Raw genomic sequence first — 14,460 nt, 5'->3', positions numbered from 1 at the left:
TTGCATAGGGCACTATCATGAATAGAGGGATTTCAGTCCTTCATTCATGCTCCCTTATGTATTCAATGTATGACAAATATGATGTTATCTTCCTTCTTTATATAGAAAATCTTCTCTTTATTTCTTCTAAACTTTTTTGGAGAACTTCATCCTTCATAATAAAACTATATTGACGGTTTTTTTGCACTTGCCTAGGAATTTCTTCTAGTAATACTGGACCTAACGTTTCTAAATAATGGTCTTGTTTGACTAGCTCCCGTATAGTTGCAAAGTAAATATTTTTTACGATCGTTTTTTCTTTTCCTTTTACTTTGTACTGTCCAATATAATCAATTGTTTCAATCGTTCCTCCAGTTTCTTCCTTTACTTCTCGAATCGCAGCCTCTAAAGCTGTTTCATTCTCTTCTACTTTCCCGCCTGGAAATTCATAGCCACGATCAGAATGCTCTGTTAATAGCCATTTATCTAAGTAACGACAGACGACCCAGACGTGTTTCGGGGCGTCACAAAAAGGATGATCTTCAAACGATAAGTGAACTTCATTGTGATAATAATCGATAAACCGATACATGCTAATCCCTCAATCTACTTTCATGCGCAATTTGCATAAGTGTTTTTTATCTGTTTTAAAATGATAGGCTTTAAAATATGGTTTTGTATGTTCTGGCTTCACCCTTCAACGGGTTGAAAGACTCCTTTAGCATATGCAACTGTGGAGGTCTCCATTTGTACATTGCCGATCTCGGAGTCTCAAACACCATGTAAGAAACTACACAAACCTTTATTATAGGCTGTTTACATGTTTCTAGCCTAACTTAAATCAAACCTATTTGTATACGTATTCATCTTCCCATCAGCATGCAGCTGATTTTCGTCTATACAAATCTTATCACAATGTTGTTGCGCTGTATAAGTTTATTCTTGTTGTTCCAATTTCGAAAGGATACCCTCAGTTCGAATTAGTTCACGAGCTTCGTCATCACCGAGCTCATAAATCATTTGATATATTTGCTTGTTCGTATTGTCAACTGCGTCATTTTCCCTATCGTAATGATATTGGATATACGGTGTATGCGCTCGGTAAAAACCTTTCCAGTCTGACGCATGAACATTATCAAACAGTTCCCGCAGCTTAATAATTTCGTCGTCTGTTGCTTCTATTTTAAAATTCCAGGATGAAGCAGTCTGTAATTGGCTAATTTGACCATCAGCTACATTAATATAATATGTTTTTTTGGAATCCATTTTCACAACCCCTTCTATCTAACCTTTGCTTATTTTTCTCGACGGTAACTATTATTATTCCCGGACATTTTCGGATAGATTATTTCCAAAATGTGAAACCTATTAATAAGCAGTTTTATTAGGAGGTTACTGATACGATGACGAATAAGTTATTTCGAGCAATCGATGTCAGCCGATTTCGAGCTGATGAAGAAGATGTTCAAGCATATGTTAAATCTACGATCAATCGAATGGACAAACAAGAAATGCTATCTTGGTTGAACCAATTATCTAGTCAAGAATTATCAGATTGTGTGACAGCATACTTGACTGATAAACTTTCAGTTGAGCTTGGTGAAAAAGAGTTATTTTAATTAGAGGTTGTTTCTGATAAATCAGCAAGTCTCAGTAGACATAAAAAAGGGGTGTCCAACAGCTTTGTTAGACTCCCTCACTCATTTTATTTACCTAGGAATGATTTTAACATCCAATTATGTTTCTCTAAACTTTGATGGATTGCTAACAGCATATCCCCAGTAGTCTCATCGCCCACCTCGCCAGCTAAATCCATTCCTTCTTTCAACTCTTCAGCTAGCATTTGGAAATCATCATGAAGAGATTGTACCATTTGCTCTGCTGTTTCATTTCCTTCCGCTTCCTTAACTGATGAAAGCTCTAAGCATTCTTTCATTGTTGCAACAGGTGCTCCTTGTAACGCCAACAACCGCTCAGCTAACTCATCAATATGAATTGCTGCTTCATTGTAAAACTCTTCAAATTTTTCATGTAGCGTGAAGAAATTCGCACCCTTCACAAACCAATGATAATTATGTAATTTCACATATAAAACCGTCCAATTCGCAACCTGCTTATTCACTGTTTGGATTAACTTGTCTGACATTTGAATTCCTCCTTTTTTTTCGTCTCTATTAAATGCTTACCCTCTATAGCTTTTACCGAAACATGCTATTTTATTTAGGCGTTTCGTCATCTCATTTTTTTTCTTGTAAGTATACGATTAATTAATGCGTTCCGTTAGAAAAAAGCCAATAATAAAATCATTCATGGTAAAATACGGGTACGAACTGTTATGCTAGTTGCTATCAAGTTAACACTAGTAGGAGTACTCTATTAGACAGTCAGGGTTAACAACTGATGGAACCTAGAGATCACAATAAATATTCATCTGTTAATAGAGACGTTTTGAATGTTTGGGGTCGTTCCTTTTTAGTTTACTAGTCAACAACTTGTTACTCTGTGATTTTAATCACAAATATTTTTCATAAATTGGAGGATTCACTATTGAAGGTCATTTTTATTATTTGTATTATTATTGTAATAATTGTTCTCTTATTAAGTGTTCTTACGACAAATAAAGCCTATCAATACAAACATACAGTTGATCCGATAAAAAAACCTGAATATGATGATGAAGAAAAAGAGCATCATCCATCAAACTAAAAAAGGACTAGTCCCTCAACTTATTAAATAGAGGGATTAATCCTTTTCTTCGTTCAATATGCCTCGTAGACATACGGTTCTTTCGGCTGTTTGATTTTCTCAATTTTATTTACCTTCACATAAGGCAATGTCCAATCTTCATAGTTCGTCGTCGTGATTTCTCCTTTGACCTTTACCCATAGGTCATCCCCATACTCTTCCCCATTGGGTACTGTAACAAGAGTTCCATATACAGATGCATCCGCTACACAGCAGGAAAGCCCAAATCTAGCGACAACAAATTGATCTTTTTCAAAATTGTCCTCTCGATACACGAATCCGACCATTTCCACTTCTTGACCGACAAACTCTTCAGGACTTTGGTCAAGGATTGTCGTCATTGCAATATAATTTTCCTCCGTAAACGTAATCGTCTGCGCTTGTAGCATGTCTGATTTCAGTTCTTCATAAAAACCTTCTGGTCGCTCCTGAATTTCAAACCCTTCAGGATGCTCCAACGGCACATCCGGAATATTTGTGGATTCAGCGATTCGTCCACCTACACTTTCATCTAATTCCTCTACATAGATTTCAGCTGAATTCTCGGTTTGTCCATTTTGTGCAAGTGATGATTTAAATCCACGCTTAGCTGCAACAGAACTATCAAGGACGATATCAGGAAATAGAAACCCTGTCACAATCGGGATAATAAAAACTAGATAAACAAAAAAAGAACGGAATGCTGACGGTCGCTCATGTAAATCTCCACAATCACAATGAATGTCATGCTTCTTTGAACCACTACGCCAGATTTGTAATACACCTAGCAATAAAAATACAACAATAGCAAAGTAACTAAACGGGAGCATTTTTGGTGCGATGAAGTTTGTCATGTTACCAGTCAACACGAGCTTCATCATGAGGAGTGTAAACCCAATTAATAAAATCCCCCGAATATAGACATGAAACCTCTGACCATCATGTTTATTCACTTTTGATCCCTCCTAAAGGAAAAGCTGTTGACAAACAATGATTGAAAGGTAAACAACTATCGTCACGACTACCATAAAGACAGCTACAAACTTCGCTCGGAAAAATGCAAATAGCATAATTGTATTTTTCAAGTCAAGCATCGGCCCATAAACTAAAAATGCAACTAATGAGCCTGTTGAAAATGTTCCACCAAATGATGCTGCCACAAACGCATCCGCTTCAGAACATAAAGACAAAATATAACCAAACCCCATCATTATCGCTGGTGATAACCACTCGCTCATACCAATTTCCGTTAGAAAGCTTCTATCTAAAAATGTTTGAAATAGACTCGCAATAAACGCACCAAAAATAAGAAATTTACCCATTTCAAAAAACTCGTCACTTGCATGGAACAACGTTGCTTTAAACTTACTCTGTTTCCTTGACCCCTCTTCTTTCACGACAATTTCGCCAGCAAATGTTTCCTTACTCACTTTCAATTGTCCCTTATTTTTAAAGATAAGGTAAATGATGAACCCAACAACAATTGATAAAACGAAGGCAAGTCCCATTCTTGTATAGACGATTTCTAGATTAGAACCGAATGCATAATATGTTGAAGCAAACACTACCGGATTTAAAATAGGTGCCCCAACGAGAAATACAACACCTAAATGCAATGGCATCCCCTTTTTGATTAATCGTCTAACGATCGGAACGATTGCACATTCACATATCGGAAAAACCGCTCCTAATAATGCAGCTGGTAACAACGCAAAAACCGCATTCTTTGGTAACACCCGTTTAATAAAATCCTCAGACACAAAGGTTTGGATAAGCGCCGAAACAAACACACCTAATAATATAAACGGAATCGCTTCAAGCAATATACTTAAGAACATCGTATTGACCATTAAAATCCCAGACGGAACATCAAAGCTCAGCTCATGAAAATCCACAAATAAAAACAAGTAAAAAAACAAAGCCAGCAACAAAAAAGCTATCGTCTCACGAACAAAAGGGAGAACCAATCGATTCATATGCAAATCTCCTATCAAAATTTACTAGATAGTAAAGTATAGTAGAGTAAGAAAGAAATTATGACTAAAACTATTAATGTAATGAATTCGGGTTGTGGTAGTTAATATAGGTAGATTCTATTGAGTCTATCTATTTGAATCAAGAGAAGAAATAAGTAGCAGTTACTAGTATTGGGATTGGAAGTCTTAGAACGTATGCATCTGGACTGATGATGCTGATATATTTGTCGGTTTATCTAGAGGATGATGTGGGGCATGAGTTGGGTGGATTCTTTGATCAAATTCGGTTCCATTAGGAGATGAAGCGGGTTTCTATCGGTATTTTTCATTGATTTCGGTTTCATCGACGGGATGAAGCGGGTTTCTGGTGGATTTTCATTTCGGTTTCATCGCGGATGAAGGACATTTTCTTCCTTCTCTCTTATCATTTTGGTCTTCATCAAGCCGATGAAGGACACTTCTGACTTTCTCTCTTTCTATTTTGGTCTTCATCAGGCGGATGAAGGACATTTTCTTCCCTCTCTCTTACTATTTTGGTCTTCATCAGGCGGATGAAGAACATTTTCTTCCCTCTCTCTTACTTTTTTGTCCTTCATCAAACGGATGAAGGACATTTTCTTCCCTCTCTCTTACTTTTTTGTCCTTCATCAAAAGGATGAAGGACATTTTCTTCCTTCTCTCTTACTTTTTTGTCCTTCATCAAACGGATGAAGGACATTTTCTTCCTTCTCTCTTATCATTTTGGTCTTCATCAAGCCGATGAAAGACACTTCTGACTTTCTCTCTTACTATTTTGGTCTTCATCAGGCGGATGAAGGACATTTTCTTCCTTCTCTCTTACTATTTTGGTCTTCATCAAACGGATGAAGGACATTTCCTTCCTTAACTCTTACCATTTTGGTCTTCATCAAGCAAATTCCAAATAGACCGCAAACAATACAAACCTATTCCATCACAAAAGTATGTACAATCATTTCCTTACAATTTTGTAAGCTAACTGTAAGATAACTCAATTCCGCAGAAATCGACTCTCCCCTATAATAAGGAATCATACGGAGAATAAAGGAGGTAGCTGCACAATGAAACACCTAATCAATATACTCATCACTATACTTTCCGTTTTAATAGACGGAAAACAAATTTCACATTTGTTAAACCAAAAGCTTGATGAAGATATTTCTCTTCTAGAAAAATAGAAGCGAACTTTTCCCTAACAAAAAAGGGCGAGAACGTTCATTCTGCCCTTTTCTTCGCACCTATTATTAGCCAAATACTTTTGCTAATTCGGCTTTATCCTGTTCAAGCCAGAAGCGCATTAATCGCTTTGCTCCATCTAAGTCATGAAGTTTTGCTTGTCCACATTGTGTCTCATTAGCTGCTGGGATTTCTGTTACTTCAACAGCTGATTTAAGTGTATCTTCTAATAAATCAATAATTTCTGTTACTTCTGGTTTGCCGCTAACGACTAAATAGTAGCCTGTTTGGCAGCCCATAGGTGAAATATCGATAATATCAAAGTGGTCATATTTTTCTGCATGTTCACGAATATTAAACGCTAATAAATGCTCTAACGTATGAATTGTATCTGGCTTCATTGCTTGTTTATTAGGCTGGCAAAAACGGATGTCGAATTTATTTACTTCACCGTCACTACCAACTTTATGAACTCCACAATGACGTACATATGGAGCTTTAACTGCATTATGATCTAATTCAAAGCTTTCAACTGAAGGCATTTCTATCACTCCTAATGATAAATTGTCATGTATCATTGTACCATACAATTTGCTATCTGTTTATGAATCTACTAATCGGGGTCGAACTATCTATTTTTGCGATTTTCCAAAACGAATCTACTATAATACCGAAAGATTTGCTTATAAACTATTGATATAAGTATGCACCATCGAAGGTAAAACATTTCCAACAGCTCATTCTAAAAATATTCACATTTCTAGTGTCCTAACTCCTATCTTAAGCATGATTCGTTTCACTCACGATTCAGAATAAAGTATACTAGTGAAATAAACGAAAAATAGGAGGTGCCTTACACAAATGAAAAAAATGTTTATCGGTATCATCCGCTTCTATCAGAAGTTTATTTCTCCACTTACCCCTCCATCGTGTCGTTTTTATCCGACATGCTCTCATTATGGTCTTGAAGCGTATCAGCGTTTCGGTGTTTTTAAAGGGACTTATTTAACGGTTATACGAATATTAAAATGTCATCCTTTTCATCCTGGTGGCTTTGATCCTGTTCCGGAAAAAAAAGAAAAAGGCAGTAACGTTCACTAAAAGTAACGTACTGCCAATGCCTGTTTACTTTTCATACCCGTTTACAACAACATCTAATTTACCTGTTGCAGGGTCTATTACAAGCCCATGTACCGGCACACCCTCTGCTAATAATGGATGATTTTTAATTGTATCTACACTATCTCGAACACTGTCTTCTACACTATCGAAGCCTTTTAACCATTGATCCAAATCAACACCAGAATATCTTAGCGTATCAAGCTTTTCCTCGGTAATGCCACGTTGTTTTGCCTTTTCAAGAAATGCATCAGCCTTTAATTTGCTCATCCCGCAATCATGATGTCCAACAACACAAATTTCATCTGCCTGAAGCTCATAAACCGCAACTAGTATACTTCTCATTATGCTACCGAATGGATGTGCTACAATTGCTCCAGCACTTTTCACAATTTTCACATCACCATTACGTAAGTTCATTGCACTAGGTAATAATTCTACTAAACGTGTGTCCATGCAAGATAGAATTACAAGTTTCTTTTCAGGGAATTTAGACGTTTCAAATTTAACAAATTCCTTTTCCGCTACAAACTTTTCGTTATGTACTAAAATTTCTTCCATAATTTTCATAGATGTCACCCTATCTTTTTTAATTTTCTATTAATATATCATATCTCTTGAATCTTCACTAGAATTAAGTTAAAATACAAATCGTAATTATTACTGTTTATTCTCTAACTATTTTTCTGAAACAATGGTCATACTTATACGTAAGGATTTACAAAAAACATGTTCTCAAATCGTAATGATTAAGATATAATAAATTAGGCTTAATCGTAATCATACTGATTTACATAAAGGAAAGGAAGAGACGATGAAAAAAAACCTATATATTGTTAGTTTGATGATTTCACTTTTATTTATATTATCTGCATGTAATGGAGAGAACTCCGCTTCTACACCTTCTAAGAAAGAAAACGTAAGTGATGGGAAGTTAAAAATCTATACGACGATTTATCCTTTAGAGGATTTTGCAAAAAAAATTGGTGGAGAATACGTAAACGTTGAAAGTATTTTACCCTCAGGGGCTGATGCTCATACATATGAACCTACAACGAAAATGATGGTTGATATTGCAAACTCAGACGGTTTCATCTATTCAGGGGTAGGAATTGAAAGCTTTACTGGAAAAATTGAAGAAGCATTAAAAAAGGAAGATGTAGCATTTATTAACGCTGGGGAGGGCATTGAGTTAGCCTCACTAGAAGACCATTCTGAAGAAGCAACTCACGACGACCATGAAGCTGAACACAGTGAAGAAGCAACTCACGACGACCATGAAGCTGAACACAGTGAAGAGTCCGACCACGACCATGAAGCTGAACACAGTGAAGAGTCCGACCACGACCATGAAGCTGAGCACAGTGAAGAAGCACATCATCATCACGGTGATGAAGACCCACACGTTTGGATAGACCCGGTTTTGTCAATGACTTTAGCTGAAAATATAAAAAATGCTCTCGTTGAATTACAACCAGAACAAAAAGATGCCTTTGAAGAAAACTTCCAAAATCTAAAATCACAATTAGAAGCTTTAGATAAATCATTCTCAACTCTTGTAAATGAGGCAGATAAGAAAGAAATTCTCGTCTCACATGCAGCATATGGATATTGGCAGCAAAGATATGGAATTAAACAAATAAGTGTTCTAGGACTTTCACCAACAGAAGAACCGTCACAAAAAGAATTAAAAACAATCATTGAAACAGCAAAAGAGCATGATTTAAAATATGTAATTTTTGAAACAAATGTTACGAGCAATATTGCTGACATTGTTCAATCTGAACTAAAAGCAGAGGCACTTACATTAAGTAATCTTGAAACAATTACTGATGAAGACCGGAAAAACAATGAAGATTACTTTAGTATTATGGAGAAAAACCTTGATACATTAAGAAAAGCCTTATCAAAATAACAGTGAAAGGATGAGCCTAGAATTGTGCTCATCCTTCTTCATTTTATATTTGTTTTTAATATGGTATTTGCTTTCAATTCCCCACTTTTTAGTATGTGGCCAAGCTCCCATTTCACACGTTTTCCCCAGATATGTAAAGAATATATTTTCAATCGAAATAAGGAATTCTTTCACGACACGACATGAGTTTCATTTGCTAATTTAAAGGAATATCCCACATAACTGATATGCCATATGTTACAAGGAATGAATCCTAACTACAGAGGAATGACTAAGGATGTATCTCATTTTTCAAAGGAGGGTACATTCATGGCACAGGATGTTTTATGTGAAGTAAGCAATTGTCATTATTGGGCGAAGGGTAATAAATGTTCTGCCGATGCAATTTATGTTGTGAGCCATAGCGGGGAGCAAGCCGAGAGTAGCAAGGAAACGGATTGTAAAACATTTGAGCCTGCTGACATCTAAGCTTGCTTAAACTGGAACGAGAAGTTGTCCCCTTCTCGTTCCTTTTTAGTATTGATAATCATTTTCAATTTATACCAATTTATTTACATATTTATTAATTTTTTACACAAACTATTGCTGTTGAATAATGCTTAAGGGGGAATTGCAATGAAAGAAAGTCTACTCAATTCTTTTCGTCAAGAAGTAAAAGATTGTAGCGAGGAGACATTTCCTAAATATGTTGATTCATTCACAAACATTTGGGATTATGAATTCGGTTCTTTGGACGATCTTCCGTATGATGTAGACAATCTTGTTGCGGACCGTGCTATAGAATATGGGTTATTAGAATAACCGAAAAGGGGAAATCTTCACTCAGAACATTCCCCACATTTCTTACATGTGTTGTTCTGGGGACTTACTCGACGACACTGTCCCCATTTCAACTTTTAGTTTCATTTGTGCACGTTTTTTCGCAATAAATCCATGTCTAGGAGAGAATAAAAAGGCGAGGGCAAAAAAAATTCCAGTTGAAGTTGCCATTGCACCTGATATCGAGACATTAAAAATTGTTGCCATATAATAACCACTTATAGCTGATATAACACCGATTCCAGCACTTATAAAGAGCATCGATAATAATTTGTCTGTTAATAAATAGGCTGTTGATGCAGGAACAATGAGCATCGCAACAACTAATATTGCACCAACACTATCAAATGATGCAACAGTTGTTATCGATAACATCCCCATTTGGACGTAATGTAACAATAAGACAGGTATGCCGATTGCAACAGCCATCTCAGGGTCAAAAGAACTAATTTTAAACTCCTTATAACAAAATATGATGATGAGTAGATTGACTAGAAATACAAATGATAACAGCCATACCGCCTTAGGCCCTAAATCAATGCCATAAAAGATCACTGTATCCCATGGTATAAAAGTTATTTCACCCATTAAGGCATGATCAACGTCTAAATGTATACTTCCAGCAAATACTGATAAAAGTATTACACCAATTGCAAAAAGTGATGTAAAGACAACTCCAATAGCAGCATCTGCTTGCACACCTTTTCCACTAAGCAGTTGTACAAAAAATGCTGTTAATAGTCCAACAATTATCGCTCCTATTAATAAAGCAGGTCCTTCAAGACTCCTGCTAACGAGATAACCTCCAACAATCCCTAGTAAAACCGTATGTGATATCGCATCAGCTAACATCGCCATCTTTCGTAGGACGAGGAAGCAACCAACCATTGCACAAGTTATACCAACGAGGGATCCGGTTATTATAATCCATACATCATAGGTCATTTACAATCCTTCTCCCTTTAGCTAAGTTTGTTGATTTCGGAAGCAATAATGGTGTACGGTCATGAAGCTTTAACAACGCAAAAAGTTTCTCTTCCATTTCTTTTGATACGATGTGAATTTCTAAATCTGCCTTGCTTTTAAGATCTAACCCCGCAAAATCCATTTCATACATTAAATAAACTTCATACATGCGTTGCTGTAAAACAAGCTGATAAGCTGCTTCTATCCCTTTATCAGTAAGCATCCACATCGTATCATTCACATTGCGAATATACCCCTTTTTTTGCAAGACTTCTTTTGCATACTTGAAAAGGCTATTCGATATTTTTCGTTTACTTTGCAATTCTTCCTCGGTAATCCTTTGAATGTTCCCCTTCTCAGCAAGGTCATAAAAGCTTAGCAATACTTGGTCTACAGCTGTCTTTTTCCGTAGTGATATTTGTTTTAACATTTTAGCGAATAACCCACGCTTTGGCGCAAAAACTAGTGAGATTAAAAACATCACCGTTGAGGCTACAATGATTAGTGGTCCGGTTGCCATACCATTAGAAATCGTACTCAACAATGTACCTAATGCACCGGATAGGCCACCGATTGCTCCAGAAATTACTATCATGTTGCTAAGCTTATTCGTCCAATATCTTGCACTTATTGCAGGTGTAATGAGCATAGCGGCCATCAACACTACACCTACAGTTTGAAGGCCAATAACTACAGATGAGACGATTAACATTAGCAATAATCCATTTAAAAATTTTGATGGTAACCCGATTCCTTTTGCAAATTGCGGGTCAAAGGTTAGCAATTTAAATTCTTTGTAGAACAAAGCAGTCACAACGAGCAAGACAATTGCAATAATCATGATGAGTCGAACATCTTCCGCAACCATTGATGCAGCCTGCCCAAAAATAAAGTCATCCAATCCGCTCTGACTACCTGCCCCATTATGTTGAATATACGTTAACAGGACGATTCCAAACCCGAAAAATACGGAGATAATAATTCCTAACGCTGAATCCTCCTTAATTCGGGAGTGATGAATAATAAACTGAATAATAAAGGAGGAAAGTAATGCTGCTATTGCTGCTCCTATTAAAAACCATAACAATGATTTTGACCCGTATAGTAAAAACGCGATACATACACCAGGTAAGGCAGCATGTGCCATCGCATCACCAATCAAGCTTTGCTTCCTGAGCAAGGTGAAACTCCCTACAACACCGCTAGTTATTCCTAATAACATCGTACCAATTAAGACCCACTGTGTATTCGCATTTTGCAATTGTAAAAAGAGATCCAATAGCATGTCGATCACCCTTCATTTCCTATCATCGTTGACTCCTGTAAAAATGTAAGTCTTCCACCATAAGTCTTTTGCAAATTATCAATAGTAAAGGTAGAACTAGTTGGGCCAAATGCAATTTTCCGCATGTTTAATAGTAAAACCCAATCAAAATACTCTTCTACTGTTTGCAAGTCGTGGTGTACAACTAGCACTGTCTTGTTTCTTGATTTTAGTTCGTTTAACAAGGCAATAATCGCTTTTTCTGTTGCAGCATCTACCCCTACAAATGGTTCATCCATGAAATATATATCAGCATCTTGTGCGAGTGCTCTAGCTAAAAAGACACGTTGCTGCTGACCACCAGATAATTCACTTATTTGTCGGGGTGCATAATCTAACATCCCAACCTTCCTCAAGCATTCTCTAGCAAACTCAAAATCTTTCTTGCCAGGCCTCTTAAACCAGCCAACATGTCCGTAGCGCCCCATTAACACGACATCTAGGGCATTGGTTGGAAAATCCCAATCAACTGAACCTCGTTGTGGGACATAGCCAACCTTCTTTCGTTGTTTTTTATATTCATCACCATAAATATAGATTTCACCGGAAGCTGTAGGAATTAATCCTAAAATCCCTTTAATTAACGTAGACTTCCCCGCTCCATTTGGCCCGATAATTCCGATTAACTTTCCTTCTGGGGCTTCAAAGCTTACTTCTTGTAATACTGGTTTATGATGATAAGCGATTGTTAAATTATCAACTTTTACAGGTACCATCCTACAATTCACCGACCTTATTTCAATGATGTAACGATCGTGTCCACATTATGCTTGAACATTCCTAAGTATGTTCCTTCCTCTGTACCTTCTTCTCCCATTGCATCTGAGAATAACTCGCCACCGATTACAACCTCATGGCCTTGCTTTTTTGCACCTTCAACAACAGCATTAATTGATTTTTCCGAAATACTGCTTTCTACAAATACCGCTTTAATATTTCGTTCTACTAATGTATCTACAAGATTTTGAACATCTTTTAATCCATATTCAGAATCTGTACTTAACCCTTGTAAACCCATTACTTCAAGACCATATGCTTCACCAAAGTATTTAAAAGCATCGTGAGCAGTTACAAGTACACGACTTTCCTCAGGTATTGTTTCAATCTGCTCTGTTGCGTAAACATGCATTTCTACTAAATCCTCTTTATAAGCTGACGCATTTTCCTTAAACTTCTCTTCATGCTCAGGAGACAATTTCACCAGTTCCTGTTCGACTATTTCAATCCCATGTGTCCATGCTTCAATATCAAACCATACATGTGGGTCATGAGCTTTTGCATCATCATCTGCACTTAATAGGAAATCTTCTGGAATTGCATCAGCAACAGCTAGGACAGGTTTATCCTTTTCCATCTTCTCGAAAATTTCACCCATTTTCCCCTCTAAATGAAGTCCATTATAAAAGATGATATCTGCGTTGTTTAATTTTTGAATATCCCCCTGTGATGCTTGATAAAGATGTGGGTCAACCCCTGCACCCATTAATGAAATGACTTCAACGTGGTCTCCACCAATATTTTTAACAAGGTCCGCGACTTGCCCCGTTGTTGTTGTCACTTGTATTGCTTCTTTTTTGTTGTTATTGTCGTCACCGCTACCCGTTTGATTGCTACCACATGCCGCTAATGCCAAGACCATCATCATAACGAACAAACTTCTCAACCATTTTTTCATTGTTTCTCCTCCAGTTCCTATGCTCGTTCTTTTTTGACACTTTGTTAGATAAGGCATTTTTCATTAACCAAAAGCAACAGTGTTAAAAATGAGGTTAAGGAAAAATCGGGATGTCATGTGACAAAAATAGTCTATGCTTATTATGTAGGTTGCGTGCCAATATTTTAACATCCCTCATCATTTGTTTGCTCATCTAAAAAAGTTTCCTTAGTACAAAACTAATGCATCCTCCCATCTTTGTCAACATTGATTTATTAATTTTTGCCAATTTTTTTAACCATTTATAAATAGGATGGAGCAGTAGGAAGTGTCCTTTATAGGCAAGGATGAAGAACAAAATAAAGGATGAATCAAATAGAAATGGCCTTCATCGTTGGGATGAAGACCAAAATTTTGGATGGATCAGATAGAAATGTCCTTCATCACTTGAATGAAGACCAAAATTTCGGATGAATCAGATTGAAATGTCCTTCATCGCTGGGATGAAGACCAAAATTTTGGATGGAGCAGATAGAAATGTCCTTCATCGCTGGAATGAAGACCAAAATTTTGGATAGATCAGATAGAAATGTTCTTCATCACTTGAATGAAGACCAAAATTTTGGATGAATTAGATTGAAATGTCCTTCATCGGCGGGATGAAGACCAAATAGTAGGTTGGAGAAGAAAGAAATGTCCTTCATACCGGGATGAAAAGGTATGAAGACCAAAGTTCATACTATAGAGGATGGGAATTGTGCTTATTAGATTTATAGGGTATTTGACCCGA

The 14,460-nt window shown here is 36.7% G+C and carries 19 protein-coding genes; 6 read left to right on the top strand and 13 right to left on the bottom strand.

The genetic code is table 11. From position 1 onward, the window contains the following. Nucleotides 1-97: 97 nt before the first annotated feature. Both ytkD and J2S19_RS11305 read right to left on the bottom strand, forming a co-directional pair. Nucleotides 98-571 (bottom strand): RNA deprotection pyrophosphohydrolase, encoded by a 474-nt coding sequence (gene ytkD, locus J2S19_RS11310; protein WP_307341551.1) that lies wholly within the window; start codon nt 569-571, stop codon nt 98-100. A 344-nt stretch (nt 572-915) separates the two neighbouring features. Next, nucleotides 916-1,245 carry a hydrolase gene (locus J2S19_RS11305; RefSeq protein WP_307341549.1) on the bottom strand — a complete coding sequence of 110 codons (330 nt, stop codon included), beginning with the start codon at nt 1,243-1,245 and terminating at the stop codon, nt 916-918. Nucleotides 1,246-1,382: 137 nt separating this feature from the next. Between J2S19_RS11305 and J2S19_RS11300 the strand changes: the two genes are divergently transcribed. Then, nucleotides 1,383-1,598, top strand: coding sequence for a hypothetical protein (locus J2S19_RS11300; protein WP_307341546.1), 216 nt, complete (start codon nt 1,383-1,385; stop codon nt 1,596-1,598). 86 nt (nt 1,599-1,684) lie between these two features. Here the strand turns inward: J2S19_RS11300 and J2S19_RS11295 are convergent, their stop codons facing one another. Continuing rightward, nucleotides 1,685-2,125, bottom strand: a complete 441-nt coding sequence (locus J2S19_RS11295; protein ID WP_307341543.1) for a Dps family protein — start codon at nt 2,123-2,125, stop codon at nt 1,685-1,687. A 401-nt stretch (nt 2,126-2,526) separates the two neighbouring features. Here J2S19_RS11295 and ytzI point away from each other — a divergent pair, with 401 nt between their 5' ends. Continuing rightward, nucleotides 2,527-2,685, top strand: a complete 159-nt coding sequence (gene ytzI, locus J2S19_RS11290; RefSeq protein WP_307341541.1) for a YtzI protein — start codon at nt 2,527-2,529, stop codon at nt 2,683-2,685. 53 nt (nt 2,686-2,738) lie between these two features. On the opposite strand, the gene J2S19_RS11285 is transcribed toward ytzI, so the two are convergent. From J2S19_RS11285 to J2S19_RS11265, 5 genes are all read right to left on the bottom strand, one after another. Continuing rightward, nucleotides 2,739-3,656: a TIGR03943 family putative permease subunit gene (locus J2S19_RS11285; RefSeq protein WP_307341538.1), complete on the bottom strand. Its 918-nt coding sequence runs from the start codon at nt 3,654-3,656 to the stop codon at nt 2,739-2,741. Between the two features lie 12 nt (nt 3,657-3,668). Beyond that, nucleotides 3,669-4,679: a permease gene (locus J2S19_RS11280; RefSeq protein WP_307341535.1), complete on the bottom strand. Its 1,011-nt coding sequence runs from the start codon at nt 4,677-4,679 to the stop codon at nt 3,669-3,671. 375 nt (nt 4,680-5,054) lie between these two features. Beyond that, nucleotides 5,055-5,189, bottom strand: a complete 135-nt coding sequence (locus tag J2S19_RS11275; protein WP_307341532.1) for a hypothetical protein — start codon at nt 5,187-5,189, stop codon at nt 5,055-5,057. Next, the gene (locus J2S19_RS11270) at nt 5,171-5,293 is read right to left on the bottom strand and encodes a hypothetical protein (RefSeq protein ID WP_307341529.1); all 123 of its coding nucleotides are present in this window, start codon (nt 5,291-5,293) and stop codon (nt 5,171-5,173) included. The genes J2S19_RS11275 and J2S19_RS11270 overlap by 19 nt, the downstream gene beginning before the upstream one ends. A 648-nt stretch (nt 5,294-5,941) precedes the next feature. After that, a complete protein-coding gene (locus J2S19_RS11265) occupies nt 5,942-6,415 on the bottom strand; it encodes an S-ribosylhomocysteine lyase (RefSeq protein WP_307341526.1) in 474 nt (157 codons plus the stop codon). Between the two features lie 319 nt (nt 6,416-6,734). On the opposite strand from J2S19_RS11265, the gene yidD reads away from it, so the two are divergent. Further along, complete coding sequence (gene yidD / locus J2S19_RS11260; RefSeq protein WP_307341522.1) at nt 6,735-6,974, top strand: membrane protein insertion efficiency factor YidD; 240 nt, start codon at nt 6,735-6,737, stop codon at nt 6,972-6,974. Nucleotides 6,975-6,998: 24 nt separating this feature from the next. Here the strand turns inward: yidD and J2S19_RS11255 are convergent, their stop codons facing one another. Continuing rightward, a complete protein-coding gene (locus tag J2S19_RS11255; RefSeq protein WP_370875134.1) occupies nt 6,999-7,553 on the bottom strand; it encodes a beta-class carbonic anhydrase in 555 nt (184 codons plus the stop codon). Nucleotides 7,554-7,806: 253 nt separating this feature from the next. Between J2S19_RS11255 and J2S19_RS11250 the strand changes: the two genes are divergently transcribed. From J2S19_RS11250 to J2S19_RS11240, 3 genes are all read left to right on the top strand, one after another. Further along, nucleotides 7,807-8,907 (top strand): metal ABC transporter solute-binding protein, Zn/Mn family, encoded by a 1,101-nt coding sequence (locus tag J2S19_RS11250; RefSeq protein WP_307341517.1) that lies wholly within the window; start codon nt 7,807-7,809, stop codon nt 8,905-8,907. A 309-nt stretch (nt 8,908-9,216) separates the two neighbouring features. Continuing rightward, entirely contained in the window at nt 9,217-9,375 is a 159-nt protein-coding gene (locus J2S19_RS11245; protein WP_307341514.1) for a DUF1540 domain-containing protein, read from the top strand. A 147-nt stretch (nt 9,376-9,522) separates the two neighbouring features. Next, the gene (locus J2S19_RS11240) at nt 9,523-9,708 is read left to right on the top strand and encodes a hypothetical protein (protein WP_307341512.1); all 186 of its coding nucleotides are present in this window, start codon (nt 9,523-9,525) and stop codon (nt 9,706-9,708) included. 42 nt (nt 9,709-9,750) lie between these two features. Here the strand turns inward: J2S19_RS11240 and J2S19_RS11235 are convergent, their stop codons facing one another. The 4 genes from J2S19_RS11235 to J2S19_RS11220 are packed head-to-tail and all read right to left on the bottom strand — an operon-like array spanning nt 9,751 to nt 13,691. After that, the gene (locus tag J2S19_RS11235) at nt 9,751-10,671 is read right to left on the bottom strand and encodes a metal ABC transporter permease (protein ID WP_307341509.1); all 921 of its coding nucleotides are present in this window, start codon (nt 10,669-10,671) and stop codon (nt 9,751-9,753) included. Then, nucleotides 10,661-11,977 (bottom strand): metal ABC transporter permease, encoded by a 1,317-nt coding sequence (locus J2S19_RS11230; RefSeq protein ID WP_307341506.1) that lies wholly within the window; start codon nt 11,975-11,977, stop codon nt 10,661-10,663. The genes J2S19_RS11235 and J2S19_RS11230 overlap by 11 nt, the downstream gene beginning before the upstream one ends. 5 nt (nt 11,978-11,982) lie before the next feature. Beyond that, nucleotides 11,983-12,732 carry a metal ABC transporter ATP-binding protein gene (locus J2S19_RS11225; RefSeq protein ID WP_307341503.1) on the bottom strand — a complete coding sequence of 250 codons (750 nt, stop codon included), beginning with the start codon at nt 12,730-12,732 and terminating at the stop codon, nt 11,983-11,985. Between the two features lie 17 nt (nt 12,733-12,749). Further along, complete coding sequence (locus J2S19_RS11220; protein ID WP_307341500.1) at nt 12,750-13,691, bottom strand: metal ABC transporter solute-binding protein, Zn/Mn family; 942 nt, start codon at nt 13,689-13,691, stop codon at nt 12,750-12,752. Nucleotides 13,692-14,460 lie beyond the last annotated feature (769 nt).

Source organism: Metabacillus malikii, assembly GCF_030813355.1.
GTDB classification, from domain to species: Bacteria; Bacillota; Bacilli; order Bacillales; family Bacillaceae; genus Metabacillus; species Metabacillus malikii.
Note: the sequence above shows the minus strand (reverse complement) of the source record. Positions and strands in the feature narration are given on the sequence as shown.

What these genes read in the sequence shown, in the direction of transcription:
- J2S19_RS11235 (WP_307341509.1), bottom strand. Translation starts at nt 10,671, where the DNA reads ATGACCTATGATGTATGGATTATAATAACCGGATCCCTCGTTGGTATA.
- J2S19_RS11225 (WP_307341503.1), bottom strand. Translation starts at nt 12,732, where the DNA reads ATGGTACCTGTAAAAGTTGATAATTTAACAATCGCTTATCATCATAAA.
- J2S19_RS11220 (WP_307341500.1), bottom strand. Translation starts at nt 13,691, where the DNA reads ATGAAAAAATGGTTGAGAAGTTTGTTCGTTATGATGATGGTCTTGGCA.
- J2S19_RS11240 (WP_307341512.1), top strand. Translation starts at nt 9,523, where the DNA reads ATGAAAGAAAGTCTACTCAATTCTTTTCGTCAAGAAGTAAAAGATTGT.
- J2S19_RS11255 (WP_370875134.1), bottom strand. Translation starts at nt 7,553, where the DNA reads ATGGAAGAAATTTTAGTACATAACGAAAAGTTTGTAGCGGAAAAGGAA.
- J2S19_RS11300 (WP_307341546.1), top strand. Translation starts at nt 1,383, where the DNA reads ATGACGAATAAGTTATTTCGAGCAATCGATGTCAGCCGATTTCGAGCT.
- J2S19_RS11305 (WP_307341549.1), bottom strand. Translation starts at nt 1,245, where the DNA reads ATGGATTCCAAAAAAACATATTATATTAATGTAGCTGATGGTCAAATT.
- J2S19_RS11295 (WP_307341543.1), bottom strand. Translation starts at nt 2,125, where the DNA reads ATGTCAGACAAGTTAATCCAAACAGTGAATAAGCAGGTTGCGAATTGG.
- ytkD (WP_307341551.1), bottom strand. Translation starts at nt 571, where the DNA reads ATGTATCGGTTTATCGATTATTATCACAATGAAGTTCACTTATCGTTT.
- J2S19_RS11275 (WP_307341532.1), bottom strand. Translation starts at nt 5,189, where the DNA reads ATGTCCTTCATCCGCCTGATGAAGACCAAAATAGAAAGAGAGAAAGTC.
- yidD (WP_307341522.1), top strand. Translation starts at nt 6,735, where the DNA reads ATGAAAAAAATGTTTATCGGTATCATCCGCTTCTATCAGAAGTTTATT.
- J2S19_RS11245 (WP_307341514.1), top strand. Translation starts at nt 9,217, where the DNA reads ATGGCACAGGATGTTTTATGTGAAGTAAGCAATTGTCATTATTGGGCG.
- J2S19_RS11270 (WP_307341529.1), bottom strand. Translation starts at nt 5,293, where the DNA reads ATGTCCTTCATCCGTTTGATGAAGGACAAAAAAGTAAGAGAGAGGGAA.
- J2S19_RS11230 (WP_307341506.1), bottom strand. Translation starts at nt 11,977, where the DNA reads ATGCTATTGGATCTCTTTTTACAATTGCAAAATGCGAATACACAGTGG.
- J2S19_RS11265 (WP_307341526.1), bottom strand. Translation starts at nt 6,415, where the DNA reads ATGCCTTCAGTTGAAAGCTTTGAATTAGATCATAATGCAGTTAAAGCT.
- J2S19_RS11280 (WP_307341535.1), bottom strand. Translation starts at nt 4,679, where the DNA reads ATGAATCGATTGGTTCTCCCTTTTGTTCGTGAGACGATAGCTTTTTTG.
- J2S19_RS11250 (WP_307341517.1), top strand. Translation starts at nt 7,807, where the DNA reads ATGAAAAAAAACCTATATATTGTTAGTTTGATGATTTCACTTTTATTT.